Source organism: Pseudomonas fjordensis (assembly GCF_976987115.1).
Map to the genome: position 1 here is coordinate 6557213 of NZ_OZ336860.1, position 23996 is coordinate 6581208.

The following is a 23996-nucleotide window of genomic DNA, read 5'->3' on the forward strand; positions in this document are numbered from 1 at the left end:
CCTTTGTGTATCAGAGAGTGGGAACGGGATAGCTCCCTAACGCCACTAACAAAGCCGCGGCACTCGCGCCGCGACAATCCACAACTTTTTCTGCACCCGCGGCCCGCGCCATTTCATATACACGCGGGCTGGGCACGAACAACGGCAGCTGTGCCACCTCTGGCCAATCGGAGCCGGCCAACGCGTGCAAGTGTAAAAAACCCTGCCCACTGCTGACCACCAGGCCGTTCAAGCGTTCCAACTGGATGCGTTGCATCAGCGCGCCCTCCTCATACACCGGAAGAAAACGCCGATACAATTCCAGGTAGTCGACACTAGCACCTTGCTCGCGTAAACGCTCTGCCAGCAACTCGCGCCCGCCCTCGCCACGCAGGATCAACACCCGGGCGCCCGGCAGTGCAATAGCCTCGCGCAAGGCAGGCAGTTCAAGCAAGGCCTCGCTGTCATCGCCCGTGGCGGGATAGTGAACGTGGAGGCCATGATCGGCCAGTATCTGGGCCGTGGCCGCGCCGACACTGAACCAGGGCATGGGCGGCACACTGCCCCCCAACTGCTGCAACGCCAGGCGCGCGGCCGGCTTGCTCACCACGATGACGGCGCAATAGCGCGGCAGCGCGCCAAATATCGCGTGTTGCTCAGCGGTCTCCGGCAACGCTTCGGTCTCCAGCAAAGGCAGGCAACTGCTGTGAATACCGCGCTGGGCCAATACTGCCGCCAGCGCCGTCGACTCCTCGGCAGGCCGCGTCAGCAGCACTCGCCAGTCGGTCACTGCGGACCGGCCTCGCCATAGACTTTCTGCAAAATGGCACCCGCGCCTTTTTCCAGCAGTTCCTCGGCAACCTGAATCCCCAAGGCCGTGGCATCACGTTGCGGCCCACGCACCTCGGCGGTCAGCAGGTTACCGCCGTCCGGATCACCAACCAGGCCACGCAGCCACAGGTTCTCGCCTTCGAGTACGGCATAGCAGGCGATGGGCACTTGGCAGCCACCGTTGAGGTGTTTGTTCAAGGCACGCTCGGCGGTGACACGCACTTCGGTCTCTGCGTGATCGAGAGGTTTTAGCAGTGCGTGAATTTCGCTGTCGGCGGTGCGGCATTCGATGCCGACTGCGCCCTGCCCGCCAGCGGGCAGGCTGTCTTCGACGCTGATGGCCGAGGTGATGCGGTCTTCAAAGCCCAGGCGGATCAGGCCGGCAGCGGCGAGGATAATCGCGTCATATTCGCCGGCGTCCAGCTTGGCCAGGCGCGTGTTGACGTTGCCGCGCAGAAAGCGGATCTGCAGGTCGGGACGCCGCGTCAGCAACTGGGCCTGGCGACGCAGGCTGGAGGTGCCGACGATACTGCCCAGCGGCAATTCGTCCAGGGACGCGAAGGTGTTGGAAACAAAGGCGTCGCGCGGGTCTTCGCGCTCGCAGATGCAAAAAAGGCCCAGGCCTTCAGGGAAGTCCATGGGCACATCTTTCATCGAATGCACGGCGATATCGGCTTCGTTGTCCAGCAGCGCGGTTTCCAGCTCCTTGACGAACAGGCCCTTGCCGCCGATTTTCGACAGCGGCGAGTCCAGCAGCTTGTCGCCGCGACTGACCATGGGCACCAGGGTTACCTTGAGGCCGGGATGGGCCTGCTCAAGGCGTGCTTTGACGTATTCGGCCTGCCACAAGGCCAGGGCGCTTTTACGGGTGGCGATGCGGATTTCGCGAGAGGACATGGATCAATCCGTACTGAATAGATACGACGGATAATAACAGCTCAGGCAAATACGCTTTGATTTGAATCAGCAAGTGCGGGGCCTCCCTGGCCACGTCGCACCGGGATAAGGAACGCAGACCGCGCCGCAGCCCTCGGGCTAAAGCTGCTGCATCATCTTGCGCACGCCAGCGACATGGCGTCGGCTGACGATCAAGGCATCGCCATTGAGCCCCTTCAGGAATAGCTGAAAGTGCCCCAGGGGCGTGCGCTGCAGGCGCTCGATGCGTTCACGGGCGACCAGCGCGTTGCGATGAATACGCACGAAACGTTCGCCAAACTCGTCTTCAAGGGCCTTGAGCGGTTCATCGAGCAACACTTCACCGGTCTCGTGGCGCAAGGTCACGTATTTGTGATCGGCAATAAAGTAGACCACTTGCCCGAGTGGGATCAGCTCGATGCCCTTGCGGGTACGCGCGCTGATATGGCTGCGTGGCCCGTTACCACTTTGCGCAGCCGGCTGCGTCAAGGCAGCCAGCTGGGCACGGCTGGGGCGCTCGGCTTTTTTCAGGGCCTTGAGCAAGGCTTCGGCCGTGGCCGGCTTGATGAGAAAACTGACACCGCTGTCTTCCAGCGTCTGTGCAGAAAACTCTTCCTGCGCCGCACACAACACCACGGCGGGCGGCGATTCGCGTTCACTCAAGCGGGCGGCAACCTGCAGGCCGTCGAAGCCCGGCATGCGGATATCGAGCAGCACTACATCCGGCTTGTGGCTGTCGATCAGCGTCAACGCCTCTTCGCCGCTGGTGGCACTCGGTTCAAGGACTGTATAACCCTCGAGTTCACTGACCAGACGGCTCAGTCGCTCGCGGGCTTGGGGTTCGTCATCAACGATCAGGACATTCATATTGCGCTGGATTCCTGCGTGAGTCTCGCACAAGGATAGCGTAGACAGGTGCGGTGACTGACGTCACAGCGATCCACGCTAAGACTAGCGCGAGCGGCAAAAAGTGCCCTGAGAATGGCACCCAAATTTACCCGGACCTGTTCAATAGCGCCCAAGACCCGCTGCCTCCGGGCATCGTCGTAGGGTTCACTGATAAACAATCCGAATACCCCCCTGTTTAATGGATAGTCTGGTTATGACCGCATCACCCGACTTTGGTGCATTCACACACTATCAGTCCAACTGTAGACGCTCACTGAGGCGACATTGCTCAATCGTCAAATATCGTTTCAATAAGTACCTGCCTCCAGTCTCGTCCTGGATGCGGTCGGCGGCAAGGCACTTAGCCATCTCTTACACAAATAAAATTGCCGACCACCCGCAGCACCGCCTCCACGGGCAACCCTGTTATGATCGCCGGCACACCTTCATGCCTCTTTTAAGCAGATCACGAGCGAATCCATGAGCACCGACAAGACCAACCAGTCCTGGGGCGGCCGCTTCAGTGAACCCGTCGACGCCTTCGTCGCGCGCTTCACCGCCTCCGTCACCTTCGATCAACGCCTGTACCGCCACGACATCATGGGCTCCATCGCCCACGCCACGATGCTGGCCAAGGTCGGCGTGCTGACCGATGCCGAGCGTGACAGCATCATCGACGGCCTGACCACCATCCGCGGTGAGATCGAGGCAGGGACGTTCGACTGGCGCGTCGACCTCGAAGACGTGCACATGAACATCGAGGCACGCCTGACCGATCGCATCGGCGTGACCGGCAAAAAATTGCACACTGGCCGTAGCCGTAACGATCAGGTCGCCACCGATATCCGCCTGTGGCTGCGCGATGAGATCGACCTGATCCTGGGCGAAATCACCCGCCTGCAAAAAGGTTTGCTGGAGCAGGCCGAGCGCGAATCGGACACCATCATGCCCGGTTTCACTCACCTGCAGACCGCACAGCCGGTGACCTTCGGCCACCACCTGCTGGCCTGGTTCGAAATGCTCAGCCGCGACTACGAGCGCCTGGTCGATTGCCGCAAGCGTGCCAACCGCATGCCGCTGGGCAGCGCGGCACTGGCCGGCACCACCTACCCGATCGACCGTGAGTACACCGCACAACTGCTGGGTTTTGACGCCGTGGGCGGCAACTCACTGGACGGCGTGTCGGACCGGGACTTCGCCATCGAATTCTGCGCCGCCGCCAGCATCGCGATGATGCACCTGTCGCGCTTCTCCGAAGAGCTGGTGCTCTGGACCAGCGCGCAATTCCAGTTCATCGACCTACCGGACCGCTTCTGCACCGGCAGCTCGATCATGCCGCAAAAGAAAAACCCCGACGTGCCAGAGCTGGTGCGTGGCAAGAGTGGCCGTGTATTCGGCGCACTGATGGGCCTGCTGACCCTGATGAAAGGCCAGCCACTGGCCTACAACAAGGACAACCAGGAAGACAAAGAACCGCTGTTCGACGCCGCCGACACCCTGCGCGATTCGCTGCGTGCCTTTGCCGACATGATCCCGGCGATCAAGCCCAAGCACGCGATCATGCGTGAAGCGGCCCTGCGTGGGTTCTCCACCGCGACCGACCTGGCGGATTACCTGGTGCGCCGTGGCCTGCCGTTCCGTGACTGCCACGAAATCGTTGGCCACGCCGTGAAGTACGGTGTGGACACCGGCAAAGACCTGGCGGAAATGAGCCTGGAAGAACTGCGCCAGTTCAGCGACCAGATCGAGCAGGATGTATTTGCCGTGCTGACCCTGGAAGGCTCGGTGAATGCCCGTAACCATGTGGGCGGCACTGCGCCGGCGCAGGTCAAGGCAGCGGTCGTGCGCGGCCAGCAATTGCTCGCCAGCCGCTAAAACTGTGGGAGGGGGCTTGCTCCCGAAGGCGGTGTATCAGACAAGAAAATCTTAGCTGACCCACCGCTTTCGGGAGCAAGCCCCCTCCCACATTGGTTATTTCTTGGCTGCAATCATCGCCATGAATGCCGGCATCGCCGCCTGCCTGTCCGCCTCAACTTTCTGCGCATTGGGCATCTCATTCAGGCGCGCCAACAACGCCTTCGCTTTCGGCAATTGCGCCAGCAGGTCCAGCCCAAACAGCTTCTCGCCCACACCGCAGGCCAGGTTCAGGCTGTACATGAAATACAGGTCCGCGAGGGTGAAGCTCTCCCCCGCCACATAAGGCGCAAACTTAGCGTGCCGGCCTAACGTACCCATCCCAAGCAGCAACTCGGCCCTGGATTTTTCCTTGATCGCCTCCGGCACCGTCATGCCGAAAAAAGCCTCGGCGTAACACGCCCGCGCAGGCAGCTCGATGTACAGCTCGATCTCACGGCACAGCGCCAGCACCTGAGCCCGCGCAAACGGGTCGGCGGGCAGTAGCGCAGGGCCTTCTTGGCTCTGCTCGAGGTATTCGAGGATGACGCTGGTTTCGTTGATGAACCCCTGCTTCACACCCAGCACCGGCACTTTGCCGCGCGGGCTTACCGCCAAGGCTTCGGGGGTTTGCCCGGCGTAAAAAGGCACTTCTTCGAAGGGCAGTCCTTTCTCCAACAGCGCCAGCTTGACCATGTTGTAGTAGTTGCTGACCGAAAATCCGTAAAGCTTGAGCATCACAAAGCCTCCAGGCCGGGTGTGGGGTTGGCTGCAAGAGTTATAGATCCTCGAGGGCACCCTGACCAGCAGCATCATCCCCCTGAATGGGGGTAGACTGGCGCCCTTTCCTTGAGGAGCCTGCCATGAGCGAGCCGACCGATATCGACCACGACGAAGAAGAAGAATTTACCGAAAACACGCTGATCGAAGCCATCGAGAACCAGATCGAGAACGATAACCCGCCAGCGGCCAAGGCTACGTTCAATAAACTGACCCTGGTGGGTTACGAGCGCGACGACATCCTCAATCTGATGGCTCACGTGCTGGCCTTCGAGATCGACGCCATGCTGGACGAAGACCGCGCCTTCAATACCGAGTGGTATGAAACGGCATTGCGGGCACTGCCCGAGCTGCCGCCGGAAAAGCAATAACCCCGGCACGCAGCAACACGCTGGACAGTTCGGCAAAGTGCGTTCACCTTATGGCCTGCTAGCCTCTAATAAATTTTAGAAAGTCTGGAGTCCTTATGTCGTATACCCCTGAGTTGGTTGCCGAACTGGAAATCCTTGCACTCTTCAACCTGGACAGCTCCCAGGAAGGTCTGAAAGTCCACCAGACCGCTGCCTCCACCGCCATTGCCGCTGCCAAGCGCCTCTTTGACAAAGAGCTGATTACCCAGCCAGATGGTGGCTACCTGACCAGCCTTGGCCGGGATGCGGCTCAACACACCCAAAGCCTGCTGACGATTCTGAACACAACGAAAAAAGAAGCCGCCTGATACCTGATACCGCCCATGGAGTCCGCCGCCTGCGGATTCCGCGGGCATTGCTGCGCGGCATACAAAATTCTGACGCCAAAAAGCCACTTCCCTCTAAAACTCCTACGCTACTGTCTGTAAACTCCTGCATGGCCGCCCGCGTCGGGCCCTGCGAGCCAACGAGTTCGACATGACCCGCACCCATGAAATCCGCCCTGATCTGGACGAAGGCATCGACCGCAAGGTGCTGACCCAACTGCGCGCGCGTTTCATGAGCCTCAATCAAGGCCGCATGGCCCGGGCCATCGAAGGGCTGACGCCACGCCAGCAAAGCGTGCTGGCCTTGTTGCCGCTGTTTTTCCATGTCAATCACCCGCTGTTGCCAGGCTACGTCTCCAGCAGCACGCCGGCCGGGTTGTCGAATTTCGAACCGGACGCCCAGGCCCTGGCCGATGCCCAGCGCCTGACCCGCTCATTTTCCTATAAACCGCGCCACGGCAACCCGCCTACGCCGATCCACGGTTTGTTCCTGATGGGCAGCCTGGGCACGCTGGCCCAGGCCGATCAAAGCGATATGGACGTGTGGGTGTGCCACGCCCCCGACCTGAACGAGACCGAGCTGGCCGAGCTGCGCAAAAAGTGCCAACTGCTGGAAACCTGGGCCTTGGGCATGGGCGCCGAGGCGCATTTTTTCCTGATCGACCCGACGCGCTTTGTGTTGGGTGATCGCGATACGCAACTGAGTTCCGACGACTGCGGCACCACCCAGCACTACCTGCTGTTGGATGAGTTCTATCGCACCGCGATCTGGCTGGCCGGACGCACGCCCATCTGGTGGTTGGTGCCGGTCTACGAAGAAAACCGCTACGCCGAGTTTACTAACGCACTGATTTCAAAGCGCTTTATCCGCGCTGATGAAACCCTCGACCTCGGCCACTTAGCCCATATTCCCCCGGGCGAATTCATTGGCGCCGGGCTGTGGCAACTGTTCAAGGGCATCGAGTCGCCCTATAAATCGGTGCTCAAGCTGCTGCTGACCGAGGTCTACGCCAGCGAACACCCGAAGGTGCAATGCCTGAGCCTGCGCTTCAAACAGGCGGTGTTCAGCCATCAGGTAGACCTGGATGAGCTGGACCCGTACATCATGGTTTACCGCCGCATCGAGGAATACCTCAAGGCCCGCAACGAGCTGGAGCGCTTGGAACTGGTGCGCCGCAGCCTGTACCTGAAGGTCAACCGCAAGCTCAGCGCCGGCCAGCGCACCGCCGGTTGGCAACGGCAGCTGCTGGAACGCCTGGCGCATGAATGGGGTTGGGACCCGCGCCAACTGGCCCTGCTGGACAGCCGCAGCCAATGGAAGGTGCGCCAGGTCGCCTCCGAGCGCCGCGCCCTGGTCAATGAGTTGAACTACAGCTACCGCTTCCTCACCCAGTTCACCCGCAGCGAACAGTCCGCCAGCCCGATCAATAAACGCGACCTCAATGTACTGGGCCGCCGCTTGTACGCGGCGTTCGAGCGCAAGGCCGGCAAGGTTGAGTTCATCAACCCCGGCATCGCCCCCGACCTGGCCGAAGACACCTTGACCCTGGTGCAGTCGCCCAACCGCAAGGAGCCGGGCCAGCACCATTGGGGCCTGTATAACGGCAACCTTACCGCCCTGGAATGGGAACACTTCGCGCCGATCAAACGCAGCCGCGACCTGCTGGAAATGCTCACCTGGTGCCATCGCAACGGCGTGATCGACAGCAGTACCCGCCTGGCGCTGCACCCCGGCACCAGCGACATGACCGAGTTCGAGCTGTTCAACCTGTTGGGCAGCCTGCAACAGACCATCGCCCTGCCCCTGGCCAGTGTCGATGAGAGCCGCTTGCTGCGCCCGGCAGTGCCAGAAGAAGTGCTGCTGCTGATCAACGTTGGGGTTGACCCGCTCAAGCATCATCGCGACCTGAATATCCTGATGACCACGGAGCGCACCGACTCCCTGAGCTATGCCGGCGTGCGCGACAACCTGGTGCTGACCCTGGACCAGGTCACGCTCAACAGCTGGAACGAAGTGATGGTCAGCCGCTATGACGGCCCGCACGCCCTGCTCGACTGCCTGCGCGACTACCTCAACCAACTGCCATCGAACCATCTGCCACGCCTGCGGGTGCGCTGCTTCTGCCACAACCGGGCGCAGTTCATTGCCCAGCGGGTGGAAGAGGTATTCGACACCGCGCAGCATCTGCTGCTCGGCCAGGGCAATCATCGCTACCTGCTCCAGGTGCAGCAGCATTATCACGTCATGGAACTGGTGCCGGGCCAAGCCACCCATGTGTCGCTGCCGACCCAGGACGCGCTGATCGCTTACCTCAACGAGGAGTTGGCCAGCTACAGCCCGTGGCACTTGGACGCCATGGCCCTGGAAGACCACGACCTGGCGCTGCTGCTGCCCATGGGCCAGGCCGAGTGTGTGCAGGTGTTCTACCGGGTCAATGAAGGCTTCGCCGACGTGTACGTGCTCGACGAATTCAACGCGCTCTGGCAACAGCGCTTGCCGTTTCATGATGAGCAAAGCCTGCTAGCGCCGCTGCAGCGTTTTTTGCAATCGATCCTGTACCGCCGCGAAGCGCTATCGTCCCTGGACGCTCAGCAACCCGCGGGCGAGTTACAGATCCTGTACTACCAACTGTTGCCATCGGGCAACGGCCGTGCGCGAGGCGTGGAGCCACGGCCGGCCCCGCAAGACCCTGCCAACAAAGCGTTTTATGACGTGCAGGCGATTATCGGCAAAGGCGCGCCGGGCCAGGTAGGGATCACCCTGTACTGCAATCAGCGGGAGTTTTCCGAGCTGGAATTTGGCGACCAGCTGTTTACGGTGGTCGCCCGGGAGATCGTCGGGCAACGTCGGGAAACCGAGCGTTACCGCTGCTATATCACTGACCTGGATCTGTCAGGGCTGCTCGGTGATGTGCAAAGCCCAAGCAATCTGTACCTGCGCTATAAAGCCGAACTGGAACAGTCACTCAATGCGGCCTTGAATCAGGTTTAGAGCGGGAAGGCGCCGCCATCTTTGGGCTGGCCTTCGACGCTGAGCAATTCCAGCTTCAGGGTCTTGCCGCCTGGCGCCGGCCAGTCGATGTGCTGGCCCACTTGCAGGCCAAGCAATGCGCTGCCTACCGGCGCCATGATCGAAATCTTGCCTTCGTCGGCGTTCGCGTGCTTGGGGTAGACCAACGTCAGGTGATAGTCCTTGCCGCTGCCTTGCTCACGGCAATGCACGCTGGAGTTCATGGTCACGACACCCGCAGGCACTTCATCGTGACCAACCACGTCTTCGGCGCGGTCGAGTTCGGCTTGCAACGCTTCGGCGCCGGGAGACTCGTCGCCCAAGCGGTCGATCAGTTGCTCCAGACGCTGCACGTCAAGACGGGTGAGAATGATGGACGGTGCGGTGGTCATGATTCAGGCAGACTCCTTTTTTCTGCACACAAAAGCAAAACCCCGCCAGGAAAAGGCGGGGTTCTCACGGACCTCGATGAATGGAGGTGTATCCGGACACTACCACAGCGACACAAATAAACAAGACGCCGTCAGGTGCTCGCCTTGCGCTGCTCGGCCTCGGCGCAGATCACCCGGCGCCGCGCATCGTCGGCAGAGCGCCATTCCCGGATGTCTTCCACATGGCGGAAGCAGCCCAGGCAGACTTTCTGCTCGTCCAGGCGACACAAACTGATACAAGGTGACGGCACCGCCGGGCTGACATTGCTGAACAGCGGCTTGGGCGGGCGTACGGTTGCAGGCTCACTCACCATCAGATCTCGTCGAAATCCAGTTCGTCGCCGGTATATTCCTGGACCAGGCGGGCGAGCATCTCACCCAGCAACTCTTCACTCTTGTCGCACTGCCATTTGCCGCTTTCTTCGTCGTAATCGAAGTGAACGCCACCGGAGCGTGCAGCCAGCCACAGCTGACGCAGCGGCTCCTGGCGGCTGAAGATCAGTTGCTGGCCGCTCTCGAACTTGACGGTCAGCACACCGGCCGAGTTTTCCAGGTCCACGTCCAGGCCGCTGTCGTCGAAAATATCTTCCAGCCCCTGCTGGGTGGCATCCACCAGGTCGTGAAAACGGGCTTCGGTCAAACTCATTGTGGCAACCTCAAAAGTGTCTGGTTTTGCTCAAGCGCCGCACGATACGGGCGAGCTTCGCCGATTGCAAAGGATACTGATTTGATCACGGATGACGGTACGAAATATCCCCAGGCATCGTAGCCTGCTTCCCTACTGTCTCGGCAAACCCCCGCCGGACGGGTGTTGCGGCGCATAGGCAAGCTGGCGGGTGGTCGGTATACTCGGGCGCAATTAATGCATATTCAAGGATTTCGCCATGAAGCGCCTGATCTCTTCCCTTGCTGCGCTCGTCGCGGTCGCTTGCCTCGTTAGTGCCTGTGGCCAGAAAGGCCCGTTGTACCTGCCGGATGACAGCAAAGATCCAAACGAACAGGCGCAATCGTCGCAAAAGCCGTCAAAAGCCCATAAGCACGACACCTACTAAACCAAGGGAAACTTATGGACGCTTTTAACTACCGGGACGGCGAGCTGTTCGCGGAAGGCGTGGCCTTGTCCGCGATTGCCCAGCGCTTCGGCACCCCGACCTATGTGTACTCGCGTGCGCATATCGAAGCCCAATACCGCTCGTTCACCGACGCCCTCGACGGCGTGCCGCACCTGGTGTGCTACGCAGTCAAGGCCAACTCCAACCTGGGTGTACTCAATGTCCTGGCGCGTCTTGGCGCTGGTTTTGACATCGTGTCCCGTGGCGAGCTGGAACGCGTACTGGCCGCCGGCGGCCAGGCGGACAAAATCGTCTTCTCCGGCGTCGGCAAGAGCCGCGAAGACATGCGTCGCGCCCTGGAAGTCGGCGTGCATTGCTTCAACGTCGAATCCACCGACGAGCTGGAGCGCCTGCAAGTGGTCGCCGCCGAGATGGGCGTGCGTGCGCCGATCTCCCTGCGCGTCAATCCGGACGTCGACGCCGGCACCCACCCGTACATCTCCACCGGTCTCAAAGAGAACAAGTTCGGCATTGCCATCGCCGACGCCGAGGACGTGTACATCCGCGCCGCCCAACTGCCGAACCTGGAAGTGCTGGGTGTCGACTGCCATATCGGCTCGCAACTGACTACATTGCCACCGTTCCTGGATGCCCTCGACCGCCTGCTGGCGCTGATCGACCGCCTGGGCGAGTGCGGCATCTACCTGCACCACATCGACCTCGGTGGTGGCGTGGGTGTGCGTTATCGCGATGAAGAGCCGCCGCTGATTGCCGACTATATCCAGGCCGTGCGCGAGCGCATCGAAGGCCGCGACCTCACGCTGATGTTCGAGCCGGGCCGCTACATCGTCGCCAACGCTGGCGTGCTGCTGACCCAGGTCGAGTACCTCAAGCACACCGAACACAAGGATTTCGCCATCGTCGATGCGGCGATGAACGACCTGATCCGCCCGGCGCTGTACCAGGCCTGGATGGATGTCACCGCCGTGACGCCGCGCGCAAGCAAAGCCCGCGCCTATGACATCGTCGGGCCGATCTGCGAGACCGGCGACTTCCTGGCCAAGGATCGTGAGTTGGCGCTTGAGGAAGGTGATCTGCTGGCCGTGCATTCGGCCGGTGCCTACGGGTTTGTCATGAGTTCCAACTACAACACCCGCGGGCGTACCGCCGAGGTGCTGGTGGACGGTGATCAAGCATTTGAAGTGCGTCGCCGCGAGACGGTAGCCGAGTTGTATGCTGGCGAAAGCCTGCTGCCGGAGTAAGCCATGCTGCTGCGTTTTACCAAGATGCACGGGCTGGGTAATGATTTCATGGTCCTCGACCTGGTCAGCCAGCACGCGCACATCCTGCCCAAGCACGCCAAACAGTGGGGCGATCGCCACACCGGGATCGGGTTCGACCAGTTGCTGCTGGTCGAGGCGCCGAGCAACCCGGAGGTGGATTTTCGCTACCGGATCTTCAACTCCGACGGTTCTGAAGTGGAACAGTGCGGCAACGGCGCGCGCTGCTTTGCGCGCTTTGTGCTCGACAAACGCCTGACTGCCAAACGCCAGATACGCGTCGAAACCAAAGGTGGCGTGATCGAACTGGACATCCGCAACGATGGCCAGATCAGCGTCAACATGGGCGCGCCGCGCCTGGTGCCGGCGGATATTCCGTTCCAGGCCACCGAGCAGGCCCTCAGTTACTCGTTGGACGTAGATGGCAAAACCGTGGAGATCGCCGCCGTGTCCATGGGCAACCCCCATGCAGTGCTGCGGGTCACCGACATCAATAACGCCCCGGTGCACGAACTGGGGCCGAAGATCGAACATCACCCGCGCTTTCCGGCACGGGCCAATGTGGGCTTTTTGCAGGTAATCGACCGTAACCGTGCGCAATTGCGCGTATGGGAACGCGGCGTCGGCGAAACCCAGGCTTGCGGCACCGGTGCTTGCGCCGCTGCCGTGGCCGCGATCAGCCAGGGGTGGATGGATTCGCCGCTGTTGATCGACCTGCCCGGCGGACGTTTGTCCATCGAATGGGCAGGCCCTGGCCACCCGGTGATGATGACCGGGCCGGCCACGCGTGTATACGAAGGACAGGTCCGTCTATGAGTGAGCCAAGCTAATGACCGATAAGCCTCAAGTACCCGCACACGCAACCCCGAGTGAAAGCCTGGAGGCCGCTGCTGTTGCGGCGTACCTTGAGGCTAACCCGGACTTCTTCGTCGAACACGAAGAACTGCTGCCAGCCCTGCGCATACCTCACCAGCGCGGCGATACCGTGTCGCTGGTGGAGCGGCAGATGAAGATCCTGCGCGAGCGCAATATTGAAATGCGCCACCGGCTCTCTCATCTGATGGACGTGGCCCGCGACAACGACCGTTTGTTCGACAAGACGCGCCGCCTGATTCTGACCCTGATGGATGCCACCAGCCTGGAAGAAACGGTGATCGCCGTGGAGGACAGCCTGCGTGAGGATTTCCAGGTGCCCTTCGTCAGCCTGATCCTGTTCAGCGACAACCCGATGCCGGTGGGTCGCTGGGTCACAGGTGGCGAGGCGCAGACGGCCATCGGCGGGCTGCTGTCCGAAGGCAAGACTGTCAGCGGCACTTTGCGCGAGCATGAGCTGGACTTCCTGTTTGGCGCCGAACAGCGCAAGCAGATCGGCTCTACGGCCGTCATCGCCCTCAGCCATCAAGGCTTGCACGGGGTACTGGCCATCGCCAGCCGCGACCCGGCGCACTACAAAAGCTCGGTGGGCACGCTGTTCCTGACCTATATCGCCGAAGTGCTGGGCCGCGTCCTGCCACGTCACACCACCACCCTGCGCGCGGTGCGCTGATCATGGAGCGGCAACTGGACGCTTACTGCGCTCACCTGCGCAATGAGCGCCAGGTGTCGCCCCATACGCTGGAAGCTTATCGGCGGGACTTGAACAAGGTCCTGGCCTATTGCGAAAAACAGCACGTCAGCAGTTGGAAAGCCCTGGATATCCAGGCCCTGCGCAGCCTGATCGCCCGGTTGCACCAGCAAGGCCAGTCCTCACGCAGCTTGTCTCGCCTGCTGTCGGCGGTGCGCGGCCTCTATCACTACCTCAATCGCGAAGGCCTGTGCGACCACGACCCGGCCAATGGCCTGTCGCCGCCCAAAGGCGAACGGCGCCTGCCCAAGACCCTGGACACCGACCGCGCCCTGCAACTGCTCGACGGTGCCGTCGAGGATGATTTCCTGGCCCATCGCGACCAGGCAATCCTTGAGCTGTTCTATTCCTCGGGCCTGCGCCTGTCGGAGCTGACCGGCCTGAACCTGGATCAACTGGACCTCGCCGATGGCCTCGTCCAAGTGCTCGGCAAAGGCAGCAAGACCCGCGTACTGCCCGTGGGCAGGAAAGCCCGCGAAGCCTTGCAGCTGTGGCTGCCGCTACGCCTGCTGACCAACCCGGCAGACGATGCCGTGTTTGTCAGCCAGCAAGGCCGGCGCCTGGGGCCACGAGCGATCCAGCTGCGGGTCAAGGCCGCCGGCGAGCGCGAGCTGGGGCAGAATCTGCACCCGCACATGTTGCGTCACTCATTTGCCAGCCACCTGCTCGAATCCTCCCAGGACTTGCGCGCCGTGCAGGAACTGCTCGGGCACTCGGATATCAAGACCACGCAAATCTACACCCACCTCGACTTCCAGCACCTGGCAACGGTGTACGACAGCGCCCATCCACGGGCCAAACGCATCAAGGGCGGCGACTCATGAGTATCAAGCTGATCACCTTCGACCTGGACGACACCCTCTGGGACAACGTACCCGTCATCATCAGCGCCGAAGCGTCGATGCGCGAATGGCTGGCGACCCACGCGTCCAAGGTCGGCGACCTGCCCCTTGAACATTTTGCCAGCCTGCGCCAGCAGGTGTTGCAGCGTCATCCCGAACTCAAGCACCGCATCAGCCTGCTGCGCCATCGCGTGTTGATGCATGCGTTCGAGGAGGCCGGTTATCCCCAGCCTGAGGCCACAGAGATGGCGGATGTCTGCTTCGAAGCGTTCATCCACGCACGTCACCAACTCACCGTGTTCCCGGAAGCCGAGCCGATGCTCAAGGCGCTGCGCCAGCACTTTCTGCTAGGCGTGATCACCAATGGCAATGCCGATGTGCAGCGCGTGGGCCTGGCGGACTACTTTCACTTTGCCCTGCGCGCTGAAGATATCGGCATCGCCAAGCCGGATGCACGGCTGTTTCAGGAGGCGCTGCAACGTGGCGGTGTGGACGCCAGCGCGGCTGTGCATGTGGGCGATCATCCTGGGGATGATATTGCCGGCGCGCAGCAGGCGGGGCTGCGGGCGGTGTGGTTCAACCCCACGGGCAAGGCCTGGGAAGGTGACAAGCAACCGGATGCGCAGATTCGCAGCCTGACGGAGTTGCCGCCCTTGCTGAGTCGCTGGAGCTAACACTGACCCAAAATGTGGGAGCTGGCTTGCCTGCGATAGCGGTGGGTCAGTCAACACAGGGCTCGCAGATAGACCGCTATCGCAGGCAAGCCAGCTCCCACAGGGTATTGCAGCGAACTGGTAAATTGCTCCAGACATGAAAAAGCCCGCAGCGACGGCGGGCTTTTTCTTACAAGCAGGAGGCAGACCTCAGATAGGTCGGCTGCCGTACTTGTTATCCGGCTTCTTCGGTGGATCAGCCACCACGTTGGCCTCGACTTCCTGCACTTTGCCGCCTTTAGCGAGGAACTCTTCCATCGCACGGGCCAGGGCATCGCGCTCTTTGTTCTTGGCTTCAACACTCGGCAACTCGTCTACCGAAACAGCCGCCTTGGCTTTGCCTTTGGCTTTGGGAGCCGCGTCATCGCCAACACTGTCATCGGCATCTTCCGCAACGTCGTCAGCCGCTACTGCTTCAAGACCGTCTTCGGTGTCGTCTTCATCACCTACTTCGAGGTCGTCTTGTTCCAGATCATCGTCGCTCATGTTCTACCTCATGACTTGCGAAAAGCAGATTAGTTATAGCCCAGCTTCACCCTCTGTCGAGGCCGCTGGAAAAAAATCAACATCCACAGGATTCCCTATGGCTTATGCCCCTTCACCGTGCAAGGTGGCGAGGACTTTACGAGCACCGCCATGATCACGGTGCTCGCCCAGATAAACACCTTGCCAGGTCCCTATCGCCAAGCGGCCGGCCTTGACCGGCAAACTCAACTGGCAGCCCAGCAGACTGGCCTTGAAGTGCGCCGGCAGATCATCCGGACCTTCGTCGTTATGTTCAAACCCTGCGCGACCTTGTGGCACCAGCAGGTTGAAAAAACGCTCGAAGTCACGGCGAACCGCCGGGTCGGCGTTCTCGTTGATGGTCAACGAGGCCGAGGTGTGCTGCAGCCACAGATGCAACAGGCCCACACGGCATGCCTTCAATTCAGGCAAGCCGGCAAGCAACTCGTCCGTTACCAAGTGAAAGCCCCGGGGCTTGGCCCGCAGGGTAATCAGGGTCTGTTGCCACATACAGTTCTCCGCCCATCGGCGCGCATTCTAGCGCGCTCTGAGAAAAAACAAAGGGCCGAATACGCCTTCATGCCTGTAAGACATTTGCACCCTTAAAAGTACTGTGTGGATCCCATCACAAACTCGATAAAAAACCCATGCACCTTTAGCCACAGACAAACGCCAGGCAAAAAAATGCCCGGCAAGCCGGGCATGTTTTTTTCACGTAGTTACAAGTTGTAGCCGCGCTCGTTGTGCTGCGCCAGGTCGAGGCCTACCGCCTCTTCTTCTTCGGTGACACGCAGGCCCATGACCATGTCGAGCACCTTGAGGATGACGTAGGTCACGATCGCCGTGTAGATCACGGTGAAGCCCACCCCTTTGCACTGGATCCAGACTTGAGCTGCGATGTCTGTCACGGTGCCGAAGCCACCCAGTGCCGGGGCTGCGAACACACCGGTGAGGATCGCGCCGACGATACCGCCGATACCGTGCACGCCGAAAGCGTCCAGGGAGTCGTCATAACCCAGCTTGCGCTTGAGGCTGGTCGCGCAGAAGAAGCACACCACACCAGCGACCAGGCCAATCACCAGGGCGCCCATCGGGCCCACGGTGCCCGCTGCCGGCGTCACGGCGACGAGGCCGGCGACCACGCCCGAGGCGATGCCCAGTGCGCTTGGCTTGCCGTGGGTGATCCACTCGGCAAACATCCAGCCCAGGGCCGCAGCGGCGGTGGCGATCTGAGTCACCAGCATCGCCATGCCTGCGGTGCCGTTGGCCGCCGCAGCGGAACCGGCGTTGAAACCAAACCAGCCGATCCACAGCATGGCCGCACCCACCAGGGTATAGCCCAGGTTATGCGGGGCCATCGGAGTGGTCGGGAAGCCTTTACGCTTGCCGAGCACGATGCACGCCACCAGGCCAGCCACACCCGCGTTGATGTGCACGACGGTGCCGCCCGCGAAGTCCAGCACGCCCCAGTCCCACATCAGGCCGCCGTTGCCGCTCCAGACCATGTGCGCGATCGGTGCATAGACCAGGGTGAACCAGATAGCCATGAAGATCAGCATCGCGGAGAACTTCATACGCTCAGCGAAAGCACCGACGATCAGCGCCGGGGTGATGATGGCAAAGGTCATCTGGAAGGTGATGAACACGGCTTCCGGAAACAGCGCCGCTGGCCCGGTGATGCTGGCCGGGGTGACACCCGCCAGGAACGCCTTGCCCATGCCGCCGAAGAAGGAATTGAAGTTGACCACACCTTGTTCCATACCAGTGGTATCGAACGCGATGCTGTAGCCGTAGACGACCCAGAGGATGCTGATCAGGCCAGTGATGGCAAAGCACTGCATCATCACCGACAGAATGTTCTTGGAGCGGACCATGCCGCCGTAGAACAGCGCCAGGCCAGGGATGGTCATGAACAGCACCAGCGCGGTGGCGGTGAGCATCCAGGCGGTGTCGCCGGAATTGAGGACTGGAGCAGCCACTTCATCTGCCGCCATGGCCAGGCTTGGCATTACGATGGACAGCAGGGCTCCGAGCCCTGCGAATTTACGCAGAGTCATATTGTTTTCTCCTGGGGCGTTGGGGTTTGGCGGCTTAGATTGCGTCGGTATCGGTTTCGCCGGTACGGATGCGAATAGCCTGTTCCAGATTGACCACGAAGATCTTGCCGTCACCGATCTTGCCGGTGTTGGCCGCCTTGGTTATCGCCTCGATAACCCGGTCAAGATCCTTGTCGTCAATGGCGACATCGATCTTCACCTTCGGCAGGAAATCGACCACGTATTCCGCGCCGCGATACAGCTCGGTATGACCCTTCTGCCGACCGAAGCCCTTGACCTCAGTAACGGTAATGCCCTGCACGCCGATCTCGGACAGTGACTCGCGAACATCGTCCAACTTGAACGGCTTGATGATGGCAGTGACTAGCTTCATGAAAACTCTCTCCCGAATTTGGTGGACTTGCCCCAGGAAAACAAACCCGTCTCAAGTCTAAGCGCAGTGCCTGGCTTTGTAACGCATCGTCGCCTCGGCATTTGCCGTCGCGACGCCAGCGAACCACTGGTGACGAGCCCTGTACCCCGGATCCGTCGGCGCACTGCATTCGTCACAGCGACTGCATCAGTGCATGGGTCATGATCGTCTAAGCAGAAACCTTGCCAGCTCCGTAAAAACCACTGAAATCAATCCATTGCCCGCTTGTGCCCACCTACGGGGCGCCTGCGTGGCCGCAATGCGCATCAAAACAGTGCGCGACCGCCCGCCCCAATGCGCGAAAACCGTGCGCAACGGGGCGTGAAAATGACTATAGACGCTGCGTGATACACTGCCGGCCAACTGTTTTCCGGAATATGTCCAATGCTCGCGCCCAAAGACTTCCTCGACGCCCTGAGCGGCCACGCCTCTCGCCTGTTCAGCGGCGACACCCCGCTGCCCCGCAATGAAATCGAAAGCCAGTTCAAGGCTTTGCTACAGAGTGGTTTCAGCAAGCTCGACCTGGTCAGCCGGGAAGAGTTTGACAGCCAGATGGTGGTGCTGGCCCGCACACGTGCGCGACTGGAGAGCCTGGAGGCGAAGGTGGCTGAACTTGAAGCACGGTTGACGCCACCCTCTGCTGAATAAACACGGTGAGTGTGGGAGCTGGCTTGCCTGCGATGGCCATAGGTATCTACACAACTTTGGTGTGACGCTGGACCTGTGGCGAGGGAGCTTGCTCCCGTGACGACCGGATAGCCGACGCTGTTCTAACTGACGCACCGCGATCCAAATGTGGGAGCTGGCTTGCCTGCGATAGCGGCCTGACAGTCAACACAGCTGGATTGTGTACATATCCATTCCTGCGGTAACGGCCACTTAGGGTTCCGCCCTGACGGCGGCTCACTTTTGAAAAGCGCAAAAGTAAGCAAAACGCTCTTGCCCCACCACTCGGCACCTCGCTTAGGCTCGGTGTGCCCGTAATCCGCCAGTGATTTGGGGGGCCGCCGCCACGCGCCATCCATGGCGCGGGGCGGCTAAACCGGCATCCCTGCCGGTTTACCCCCCAAATCACTGTCGAATTCCGGCCAGCGTGGTTTGACGGGGCGCCTAAGATCAAAAGCAGATCAAGAGCGACTCGCTTCGCATCGTGGTTACCGTTTGCTGCGACAGCCTACAAAGTTGTGTAGATACCTATGCCGCGATGGCGGTGCATCAGCGGATGATTCTTTGCTGACACACCGCCATCGCAGGCAAGCCCGCTCCCACATTTGTTTTGCGTTGCCGCCCGGATACGTTCTGTAAAACCTCCCCTGCCCCGCTCCATTCCACCTCGTCTACCCTTGAAAAAAACCGCAGGAAGCGGCCCTTTCATTCAAGGAACGAGCATGTCCCTCGCCATCGTCCACAGCCGCGCCCAGGTCGGTGTAGAAGCCCCCGCCGTCACCGTCGAAGTGCACATGGCCAATGGCCTGCCGTCTCTCACCCTGGTGGGCTTGCCCGAAACCGCAGTGAAGGAAAGCAAAGACCGCGTGCGCAGTGCCATCCTCAACTCGGCGCTGCAATATCCGGCCCGCCGCATCACGCTCAATCTCGCGCCCGCCGACCTGCCCAAGGACGGCGGGCGTTTTGATCTGGCAATTGCCCTGGGCATTCTGGCGGCCAGTGTGCAGGTGCCGGCCTTGATGCTCGATGACGTGGAATGCCTTGGGGAATTGGCACTGTCCGGCGAGGTGCGCGCAGTGAAGGGCGTGTTGCCGGCCGCGCTGGCGGCGCGCAAGGCCGGGCGCACCGTGATAGTGCCGCGCGCCAATGCCGAGGAGGCGTGCCTGGCGTCAGGGTTGAAGGTGATTGCGGTGGATCACTTGCTGCAAGTGGTGGCGCACCTGAATGGGCATGTGCCGATTGAGCCCTATAGGTCCGACGGCTTGCTGTACATGAACAAGCCTTACCCGGACCTGAGTGAAGTACAGGGCCAACTCGCGGCCAAGCGCGCATTGCTGATCGCGGCGGCGGGCGCGCATAACCTGCTGTTCAGCGGGCCACCGGGTACCGGCAAGACCTTATTGGCCAGCCGGCTACCGGGTTTGCTGCCGCCGTTGAGCGAGCAGGAAGCACTGGAAGTGGCCGCTATCCAATCCGTGGTCAGCCTGGCACCGCTGAGCCATTGGCCCAACCGCCCGTTCCGTCAGCCACACCACTCGGCATCCGGGCCGGCACTGGTGGGTGGCGGCTCGAAGCCACAACCGGGGGAAATCACCCTGGCCCATCACGGGGTGTTGTTCCTGGATGAGCTGCCAGAGTTCGATCGCAAGGTGCTGGAGGTGCTGCGTGAGCCATTGGAGTCGGGGCATATCGTGATCTCCCGGGCCCGAGACCGTGTGAGCTTCCCGGCACGCTTTCAACTGGTCGCGGCGATGAACCCCTGCCCTTGCGGCTACATGGGCGAGCCCAGCGGGCGTTGCCGGTGTACGCCGGAGCAGATCCAGCGCTATCGCAACAAGCTATCCGGCCCTTTGCTGGACCGGATTGATTTGCACCTGACCGTCGCGCGGGAGGCCACTGCCCTGAGCCCCACTCAACAGGCGGGCGACACAACGGCCGATGCCTCGGTGCGGGTAGCGCAAGCACGCGAGCGCCAACAGCAACGCCAGGGGTGTGCCAATGCTTTTCTGGACCTGCCGGGGCTGCGCCAGCACTGCAAGCTGCCAAAGGTCGACGAGGGTTGGCTGGAGACCGCCTGCGAGCGGCTGACACTGTCACTGCGGGCGGCCCATCGGCTGCTGAAGGTGGCGCGCACCCTGGCGGACCTGGACCAGATGGACGCCATCACCCGTGACCATCTGAAGGAGGCCCTGCAATACCGCCCCACATCCGTGACTTGAGCCTTACGCAATATCAATGTGGGAGCGGTGCGTCAGCGAAACCGATCCACCTCATGGCGCAAGCCTGCCGCCAAGGTCTCCAGTTCCTTGGCGGTAACCGCCAGGTTCGACACCACTTCACGCTGCTCGCTGTTGGCCAGCGCAATGCTCTGCAGGTTGCTGCTGAGCAAGGTCGCGGTGCTGCTCTGCTCCTGGGTGGCGGTGGTGATCGCTGCGAACTGCTGGCCGGCCGAGCGGCTTTGCTCGTCGATACGCGCCAGGGCCGAGGCCACGTCGGCGTTGCGGGACAGGCCTTCCTGCATCAGCGCATTACCATGCTCCATGGTACTGATGGCGTTGCCGGTTTCCTGCTGGATGCTCTGGATCATGCCGGAGATTTCATCGGTGGCCTGGCGGGTGCGCGAAGCCAGGTTTCGCACTTCGTCGGCGACCACGGCGAAACCACGGCCTTGCTCGCCGGCGCGGGCGGCTTCGATGGCGGCGTTGAGCGCCAGCAGGTTGGTCTGTTCGGCGATGGCGGTAATCACCCCGACGATCCCGCCGATTTCCTGGGACCGCTGGCCCAGGGTGTTGATCACGGCAGCGGTGCTGTTCAGCGCGGTGGCGATATGTTCCAGGGACGATGAGGCCTCTTGCATCGAGGTGCGGCCAATACGGGTTTGCTGGGCATTCTCTTGAGCCAGGCGCTCGGTATTACCCATGTTGTCGGCAATATTCAGCGAGGTAGCACTGAACTCTTCCACCGCGCCAGCCATGCTGGTGATCTCGCCGGACTGCTGCTCCATGCCTTCGTAGGCACCACCAGACAAGCCCGACAACGCCTGGGCGCGGCTGTTAACCTGTTCGGCGGCAGTACGGATATGCGACACCATGGTCGACAGCGCTTCGCCCATCTGGTTGAAACTGCGCGCCAACTGGCCGATTTCGTCATGGCTGGACACATTGAGCCGCGCACTCAAATCCCCCGCACCCAGGGCCTGGGCCTGGCGCACCAGCTCGCTCAATGGCGCCAGCTTGCTGCGCAACAGCCACACCGCGGCGCCCACTGCCAGCAACATCGCCAGCACACTGCCGATCACCAGGCGGATGCCGACCTCCCAGGTCACGGCGCGAATCTCAGCCTTGGGCATGCTCGCTACCACCGCCCAAGGGCCGCCTTCGAACGGCACCGAAACGCTATAGAAATCTTCGTTCTTGTCACTCCAGAAACGGCCTGCACCCGGCTTTTTCGCCAGGTCGAGCATCACGGCAATCGCCTGATCCGGCGCTTGCACGCCAGCCGGCGGCACCAGCCAGTGCTTTTGCTCATCGAGCAGCGCGAGGGAGCCGGTCTGGCCAATGCGGAAGCGCTTGAGGTTTTCAAACTGGGCGTTCTGGGCATCGGTGTAATCGAAACCGATGAACAGCACGGCGATGACCTGGCCACTGCTGTCACGCACGGGGCTGTATTGGGTCATATAGGAGCGGTCGAACAACACGGCACGGCCGATGTAGGTCTGGCCGCTCACAACGCGCTGGTAGGCCGCGCCCTGACGGTCAAGCACGGTGCCAATGGCGCGATTGCCATCCTGCTTGGCCAGGGAGGTGCTGACGCGGATAAAGTCGTCGCCGCTGCGCACGAACACCGTGGCCACGCCACCGGACATCTGCTTGAACTCATCCACTTCTTCGAAGTTGTTGTTCAGCACCTCGTTGCCCAGGTAGAGGCTCGGCGTCTGCACGCCGGCCACGGCCACGGGTTGGTCCGCACGCACACTCAAGCCTGCGCCGAAGCGCTTTTCAAACAGCCCGCTCAAACGCTGGGTGCTTTCGCGCAGGGTGCTGTGGAAGGTGTTGAGTTGGTCGGCGAGCAAACGCGCCTCGCTGGCCAGGTGCTCCTCGCGGGTGGCGAGGTTGGCGGAGTCGAGGGTACGCAAGGCAAAGACCGTACTGCCGCTGATGACGACAGCGAGAATCACGGCGAGTGCGAGGCCTAACTGGGAGGCAATCCGGGCACGGGGTTGAGACATGACAGCTCCTGGCCGAGGCCAGGATCATCCTGATCTCATAGCGCTGCTCGGCAAATTATCTAGTGGGAAACGTTGATGCACGATGGTTCCAACCCCCTTCTTCGGCGGCATTTGGCAATACTTGAGCGAATCACAGGGGTATCCCGCAAACGATTGCACTAGCAGCTCGCCGCCACTCAATCGAGGCGTTCGACCTGGGGCAATTCCATCGCCTTGACTTCACCCTGAAGAAATTCCGCCAGCCGTCGCAAGCGCTCACCACCGGGGCGGGTTTTCGGCCATACCAGGTAGTAGCTTTCCCCGCTGGCGACCGCCGTGGGCCATGGCAGGCTCAAGCGCCCCTGTGCTACATCTTCGGCCACCATCAGCAAATCACCCATGGAGACGCCATAGCCTCGGGCGGCGGCGATCATGCCCAGCTCAAGCGTGTCGAACACCTGCCCACCCTTGAGTGAAACCTGAGACGAGAGCCCCATGCGCTGCAACCAGTAACGCCAGTCGCGACGGTCCGGGGTCGGGTGCAGCAACTCGGCGGTTGCCAACCGCGTCACGTCCCAGGGACCGTCGTCCAGCAGATTGGGCGCTCCCACCGGGATCAGCATTTCAGCAAACAGATAACTGGCCTCCCAGTCCGCCGGAAAGTGCCCGTTGCTGAGCAACACCGCGCAGTCGAACGGTTCTTGGTTGAAGTCCACTTCATCGATGCTCATCCACGCACTGGTGAGCTGCACCTCATTGCCCGGCTGCAAGGCCCGGAAGCGACTCAGCCGCGCCAGCAGCCAGCGCATGGTCAAGGTGGACGGCGCCTTCATACGCAGGATGTCATCTTCGGCATTCAAGGTATGGCAAGCACGCTCCAGGGCAGCGAAGCCTTCCCGTACGCCAGGCAGCAACAAACGCGCCGCTTCCGTGAGCTGCAACGTGCGACCGCTGCGCTGGAACAATCGGCAGGCAAAATAATCTTCGAGCGTGCGGATATGCCGGCTGATCGCACTTTGGGTAATCGACAATTCTTCAGCCGCACGGGTAAACGAGTGGTGGCGGGAGGCGGCTTCAAATGCCCGCAAGGCGTAAAGAGGAGGAAGACGACGGGACATGCTGAAAGCTCCGACTGCGCAATCTGGAAACCCTACCAGAATCGCTCAAGTATGAGTT

25 protein-coding genes and 1 pseudogene are annotated in these 23996 nt (G+C 61.4%); 12 read left to right on the forward strand and 14 right to left on the reverse strand.

Translation table 11 applies throughout. The features are described from left to right. Positions 1-10: 10 nt before the first annotated feature. The 3 genes from ACWHXD_RS30160 to ACWHXD_RS30170 form a co-directional block, all read right to left on the reverse strand. Positions 11-769: a uroporphyrinogen-III synthase gene (locus tag ACWHXD_RS30160; protein ID WP_098950061.1), complete on the reverse strand. Its 759-nt coding sequence runs from the start codon at positions 767-769 to the stop codon at positions 11-13. Then, complete coding sequence (gene hemC, locus ACWHXD_RS30165; RefSeq protein WP_098950060.1) at positions 766-1707, reverse strand: hydroxymethylbilane synthase; 942 nt, start codon at positions 1705-1707, stop codon at positions 766-768. Before hemC ends, ACWHXD_RS30160 begins: the two co-directional genes overlap by 4 nt. Positions 1708-1845: 138 nt before the next feature. Further along, positions 1846-2592: a LytR/AlgR family response regulator transcription factor gene (locus ACWHXD_RS30170; RefSeq protein WP_098950059.1), complete on the reverse strand. Its 747-nt coding sequence runs from the start codon at positions 2590-2592 to the stop codon at positions 1846-1848. A 501-nt stretch (positions 2593-3093) separates the two neighbouring features. On the opposite strand from ACWHXD_RS30170, the gene argH reads away from it, so the two are divergent. Then, positions 3094-4488 (forward strand): argininosuccinate lyase, encoded by a 1395-nt coding sequence (gene argH / locus ACWHXD_RS30175; protein ID WP_020302866.1) that lies wholly within the window; start codon positions 3094-3096, stop codon positions 4486-4488. Positions 4489-4584: 96 nt separating this feature from the next. Here the strand turns inward: argH and ACWHXD_RS30180 are convergent, their stop codons facing one another. Continuing rightward, the gene (locus tag ACWHXD_RS30180) at positions 4585-5244 is read right to left on the reverse strand and encodes a glutathione S-transferase family protein (RefSeq protein WP_138762013.1); all 660 of its coding nucleotides are present in this window, start codon (positions 5242-5244) and stop codon (positions 4585-4587) included. Between the two features lie 125 nt (positions 5245-5369). On the opposite strand from ACWHXD_RS30180, the gene ACWHXD_RS30185 reads away from it, so the two are divergent. The 3 genes from ACWHXD_RS30185 to ACWHXD_RS30195 all read left to right on the forward strand — a co-directional run bounded on the left by ACWHXD_RS30185 (position 5370) and on the right by ACWHXD_RS30195 (position 9014). Continuing rightward, positions 5370-5657, forward strand: coding sequence for a hypothetical protein (locus ACWHXD_RS30185; protein WP_138762012.1), 288 nt, complete (start codon positions 5370-5372; stop codon positions 5655-5657). A gap of 95 nt (positions 5658-5752) precedes the next feature. After that, positions 5753-6004 (forward strand): TIGR02647 family protein, encoded by a 252-nt coding sequence (locus tag ACWHXD_RS30190; RefSeq protein WP_138762011.1) that lies wholly within the window; start codon positions 5753-5755, stop codon positions 6002-6004. Between the two features lie 169 nt (positions 6005-6173). Continuing rightward, complete coding sequence (locus tag ACWHXD_RS30195; RefSeq protein ID WP_138762010.1) at positions 6174-9014, forward strand: class I adenylate cyclase; 2841 nt, start codon at positions 6174-6176, stop codon at positions 9012-9014. Here ACWHXD_RS30195 and rnk read toward each other — a convergent pair. The 3 genes from rnk to cyaY form a co-directional block, all read right to left on the reverse strand. Then, a complete protein-coding gene (rnk, locus tag ACWHXD_RS30200) occupies positions 9011-9424 on the reverse strand; it encodes a nucleoside diphosphate kinase regulator (RefSeq protein ID WP_032894565.1) in 414 nt (137 codons plus the stop codon). The two genes, ACWHXD_RS30195 and rnk, sit on opposite strands and share 4 nt — an antisense overlap. Before the next feature lie 131 nt (positions 9425-9555). After that, positions 9556-9774: a DUF1289 domain-containing protein gene (locus ACWHXD_RS30205; RefSeq protein ID WP_032897694.1), complete on the reverse strand. Its 219-nt coding sequence runs from the start codon at positions 9772-9774 to the stop codon at positions 9556-9558. A 2-nt stretch (positions 9775-9776) separates the two neighbouring features. Then, on the reverse strand, positions 9777-10109 hold the full coding sequence (gene cyaY / locus ACWHXD_RS30210; protein WP_032894564.1) for an iron donor protein CyaY: 333 nt from the start codon (positions 10107-10109) through the stop codon (positions 9777-9779). Positions 10110-10347: 238 nt separating this feature from the next. On the opposite strand from cyaY, the gene lptM reads away from it, so the two are divergent. Genes lptM through ACWHXD_RS30240 form a run of 6 tightly spaced genes read left to right on the forward strand, consistent with a single transcriptional unit; the run spans position 10348 to position 14935 of the window. After that, a complete protein-coding gene (gene lptM, locus ACWHXD_RS30215) occupies positions 10348-10515 on the forward strand; it encodes an LPS translocon maturation chaperone LptM (protein WP_003195417.1) in 168 nt (55 codons plus the stop codon). Positions 10516-10529: 14 nt separating this feature from the next. Then, positions 10530-11777 (forward strand): diaminopimelate decarboxylase, encoded by a 1248-nt coding sequence (gene lysA / locus ACWHXD_RS30220; protein WP_078467847.1) that lies wholly within the window; start codon positions 10530-10532, stop codon positions 11775-11777. Between the two features lie 3 nt (positions 11778-11780). Next, positions 11781-12611 (forward strand): diaminopimelate epimerase, encoded by an 831-nt coding sequence (gene dapF / locus ACWHXD_RS30225; protein ID WP_056790985.1) that lies wholly within the window; start codon positions 11781-11783, stop codon positions 12609-12611. A gap of 13 nt (positions 12612-12624) precedes the next feature. Beyond that, on the forward strand, positions 12625-13341 hold the full coding sequence (locus tag ACWHXD_RS30230; RefSeq protein WP_014720458.1) for a DUF484 family protein: 717 nt from the start codon (positions 12625-12627) through the stop codon (positions 13339-13341). Positions 13342-13343: 2 nt separating this feature from the next. Further along, positions 13344-14243: a tyrosine recombinase XerC gene (xerC, locus tag ACWHXD_RS30235; RefSeq protein WP_056790979.1), complete on the forward strand. Its 900-nt coding sequence runs from the start codon at positions 13344-13346 to the stop codon at positions 14241-14243. Beyond that, on the forward strand, positions 14240-14935 hold the full coding sequence (locus ACWHXD_RS30240) for an HAD family hydrolase (RefSeq protein ID WP_138762009.1): 696 nt from the start codon (positions 14240-14242) through the stop codon (positions 14933-14935). The genes xerC and ACWHXD_RS30240 overlap by 4 nt, the downstream gene beginning before the upstream one ends. Before the next feature lie 189 nt (positions 14936-15124). Here the strand turns inward: ACWHXD_RS30240 and sutA are convergent, their stop codons facing one another. From sutA to glnK, 4 genes are all read right to left on the reverse strand, one after another. After that, positions 15125-15460, reverse strand: a complete 336-nt coding sequence (gene sutA, locus ACWHXD_RS30245) for a dormancy-specific transcriptional regulator SutA (protein ID WP_003195427.1) — start codon at positions 15458-15460, stop codon at positions 15125-15127. A 102-nt stretch (positions 15461-15562) separates the two neighbouring features. After that, a complete protein-coding gene (locus ACWHXD_RS30250; RefSeq protein ID WP_032894557.1) occupies positions 15563-15988 on the reverse strand; it encodes a secondary thiamine-phosphate synthase enzyme YjbQ in 426 nt (141 codons plus the stop codon). A 209-nt stretch (positions 15989-16197) separates the two neighbouring features. Continuing rightward, the gene (locus ACWHXD_RS30255) at positions 16198-17535 is read right to left on the reverse strand and encodes an ammonium transporter (RefSeq protein WP_020302863.1); all 1338 of its coding nucleotides are present in this window, start codon (positions 17533-17535) and stop codon (positions 16198-16200) included. Between the two features lie 34 nt (positions 17536-17569). Beyond that, complete coding sequence (gene glnK / locus ACWHXD_RS30260) at positions 17570-17908, reverse strand: P-II family nitrogen regulator (protein ID WP_002555808.1); 339 nt, start codon at positions 17906-17908, stop codon at positions 17570-17572. 423 nt (positions 17909-18331) lie between these two features. Between glnK and ACWHXD_RS30265 the strand changes: the two genes are divergently transcribed. Both ACWHXD_RS30265 and ACWHXD_RS30270 read left to right on the forward strand, forming a co-directional pair. Continuing rightward, complete coding sequence (locus ACWHXD_RS30265; RefSeq protein ID WP_003195432.1) at positions 18332-18595, forward strand: accessory factor UbiK family protein; 264 nt, start codon at positions 18332-18334, stop codon at positions 18593-18595. Between the two features lie 740 nt (positions 18596-19335). Further along, the gene (locus tag ACWHXD_RS30270; RefSeq protein WP_138762007.1) at positions 19336-20832 is read left to right on the forward strand and encodes a YifB family Mg chelatase-like AAA ATPase; all 1497 of its coding nucleotides are present in this window, start codon (positions 19336-19338) and stop codon (positions 20830-20832) included. Between the two features lie 32 nt (positions 20833-20864). On the opposite strand, the gene ACWHXD_RS30275 is transcribed toward ACWHXD_RS30270, so the two are convergent. From ACWHXD_RS30275 to ACWHXD_RS30285, 3 genes and pseudogenes are all read right to left on the reverse strand, one after another. Continuing rightward, positions 20865-21725 carry a methyl-accepting chemotaxis protein gene (locus ACWHXD_RS30275; protein WP_425608145.1) on the reverse strand — a complete coding sequence of 287 codons (861 nt, stop codon included), beginning with the start codon at positions 21723-21725 and terminating at the stop codon, positions 20865-20867. Positions 21726-21767: 42 nt separating this feature from the next. Beyond that, a pseudogene (locus tag ACWHXD_RS30280) lies at positions 21768-22841 on the reverse strand (Cache 3/Cache 2 fusion domain-containing protein); the annotation flags it as partial. Positions 22842-23017: 176 nt separating this feature from the next. Beyond that, positions 23018-23938 carry a LysR substrate-binding domain-containing protein gene (locus ACWHXD_RS30285; RefSeq protein WP_003195439.1) on the reverse strand — a complete coding sequence of 307 codons (921 nt, stop codon included), beginning with the start codon at positions 23936-23938 and terminating at the stop codon, positions 23018-23020. Positions 23939-23996 lie beyond the last annotated feature (58 nt).

Excerpts from the sequence above, each read along its gene's own strand:
- hemC (WP_098950060.1), bottom strand. The coding sequence starts at position 1,707 with ATGTCCTCTCGCGAAATCCGCATCGCCACCCGTAAAAGCGCCCTGGCC.
- ACWHXD_RS30170 (WP_098950059.1), bottom strand. The coding sequence starts at position 2,592 with ATGAATGTCCTGATCGTTGATGACGAACCCCAAGCCCGCGAGCGACTG.
- argH (WP_020302866.1), top strand. The coding sequence starts at position 3,094 with ATGAGCACCGACAAGACCAACCAGTCCTGGGGCGGCCGCTTCAGTGAA.
- ACWHXD_RS30180 (WP_138762013.1), bottom strand. The coding sequence starts at position 5,244 with ATGCTCAAGCTTTACGGATTTTCGGTCAGCAACTACTACAACATGGTC.
- ACWHXD_RS30185 (WP_138762012.1), top strand. The coding sequence starts at position 5,370 with ATGAGCGAGCCGACCGATATCGACCACGACGAAGAAGAAGAATTTACC.
- ACWHXD_RS30190 (WP_138762011.1), top strand. The coding sequence starts at position 5,753 with ATGTCGTATACCCCTGAGTTGGTTGCCGAACTGGAAATCCTTGCACTC.
- ACWHXD_RS30195 (WP_138762010.1), top strand. The coding sequence starts at position 6,174 with ATGACCCGCACCCATGAAATCCGCCCTGATCTGGACGAAGGCATCGAC.
- rnk (WP_032894565.1), bottom strand. The coding sequence starts at position 9,424 with ATGACCACCGCACCGTCCATCATTCTCACCCGTCTTGACGTGCAGCGT.
- cyaY (WP_032894564.1), bottom strand. The coding sequence starts at position 10,109 with ATGAGTTTGACCGAAGCCCGTTTTCACGACCTGGTGGATGCCACCCAG.
- lptM (WP_003195417.1), top strand. The coding sequence starts at position 10,348 with ATGAAGCGCCTGATCTCTTCCCTTGCTGCGCTCGTCGCGGTCGCTTGC.
- lysA (WP_078467847.1), top strand. The coding sequence starts at position 10,530 with ATGGACGCTTTTAACTACCGGGACGGCGAGCTGTTCGCGGAAGGCGTG.
- dapF (WP_056790985.1), top strand. The coding sequence starts at position 11,781 with ATGCTGCTGCGTTTTACCAAGATGCACGGGCTGGGTAATGATTTCATG.
- ACWHXD_RS30230 (WP_014720458.1), top strand. The coding sequence starts at position 12,625 with ATGACCGATAAGCCTCAAGTACCCGCACACGCAACCCCGAGTGAAAGC.
- xerC (WP_056790979.1), top strand. The coding sequence starts at position 13,344 with ATGGAGCGGCAACTGGACGCTTACTGCGCTCACCTGCGCAATGAGCGC.
- ACWHXD_RS30240 (WP_138762009.1), top strand. The coding sequence starts at position 14,240 with ATGAGTATCAAGCTGATCACCTTCGACCTGGACGACACCCTCTGGGAC.
- sutA (WP_003195427.1), bottom strand. The coding sequence starts at position 15,460 with ATGAGCGACGATGATCTGGAACAAGACGACCTCGAAGTAGGTGATGAA.
- ACWHXD_RS30250 (WP_032894557.1), bottom strand. The coding sequence starts at position 15,988 with ATGTGGCAACAGACCCTGATTACCCTGCGGGCCAAGCCCCGGGGCTTT.
- ACWHXD_RS30255 (WP_020302863.1), bottom strand. The coding sequence starts at position 17,535 with ATGACTCTGCGTAAATTCGCAGGGCTCGGAGCCCTGCTGTCCATCGTA.
- glnK (WP_002555808.1), bottom strand. The coding sequence starts at position 17,908 with ATGAAGCTAGTCACTGCCATCATCAAGCCGTTCAAGTTGGACGATGTT.
- ACWHXD_RS30265 (WP_003195432.1), top strand. The coding sequence starts at position 18,332 with ATGCTCGCGCCCAAAGACTTCCTCGACGCCCTGAGCGGCCACGCCTCT.
- ACWHXD_RS30270 (WP_138762007.1), top strand. The coding sequence starts at position 19,336 with ATGTCCCTCGCCATCGTCCACAGCCGCGCCCAGGTCGGTGTAGAAGCC.
- ACWHXD_RS30275 (WP_425608145.1), bottom strand. The coding sequence starts at position 21,725 with ATGGGCGAAGCGCTGTCGACCATGGTGTCGCATATCCGTACTGCCGCC.
- ACWHXD_RS30285 (WP_003195439.1), bottom strand. The coding sequence starts at position 23,938 with ATGTCCCGTCGTCTTCCTCCTCTTTACGCCTTGCGGGCATTTGAAGCC.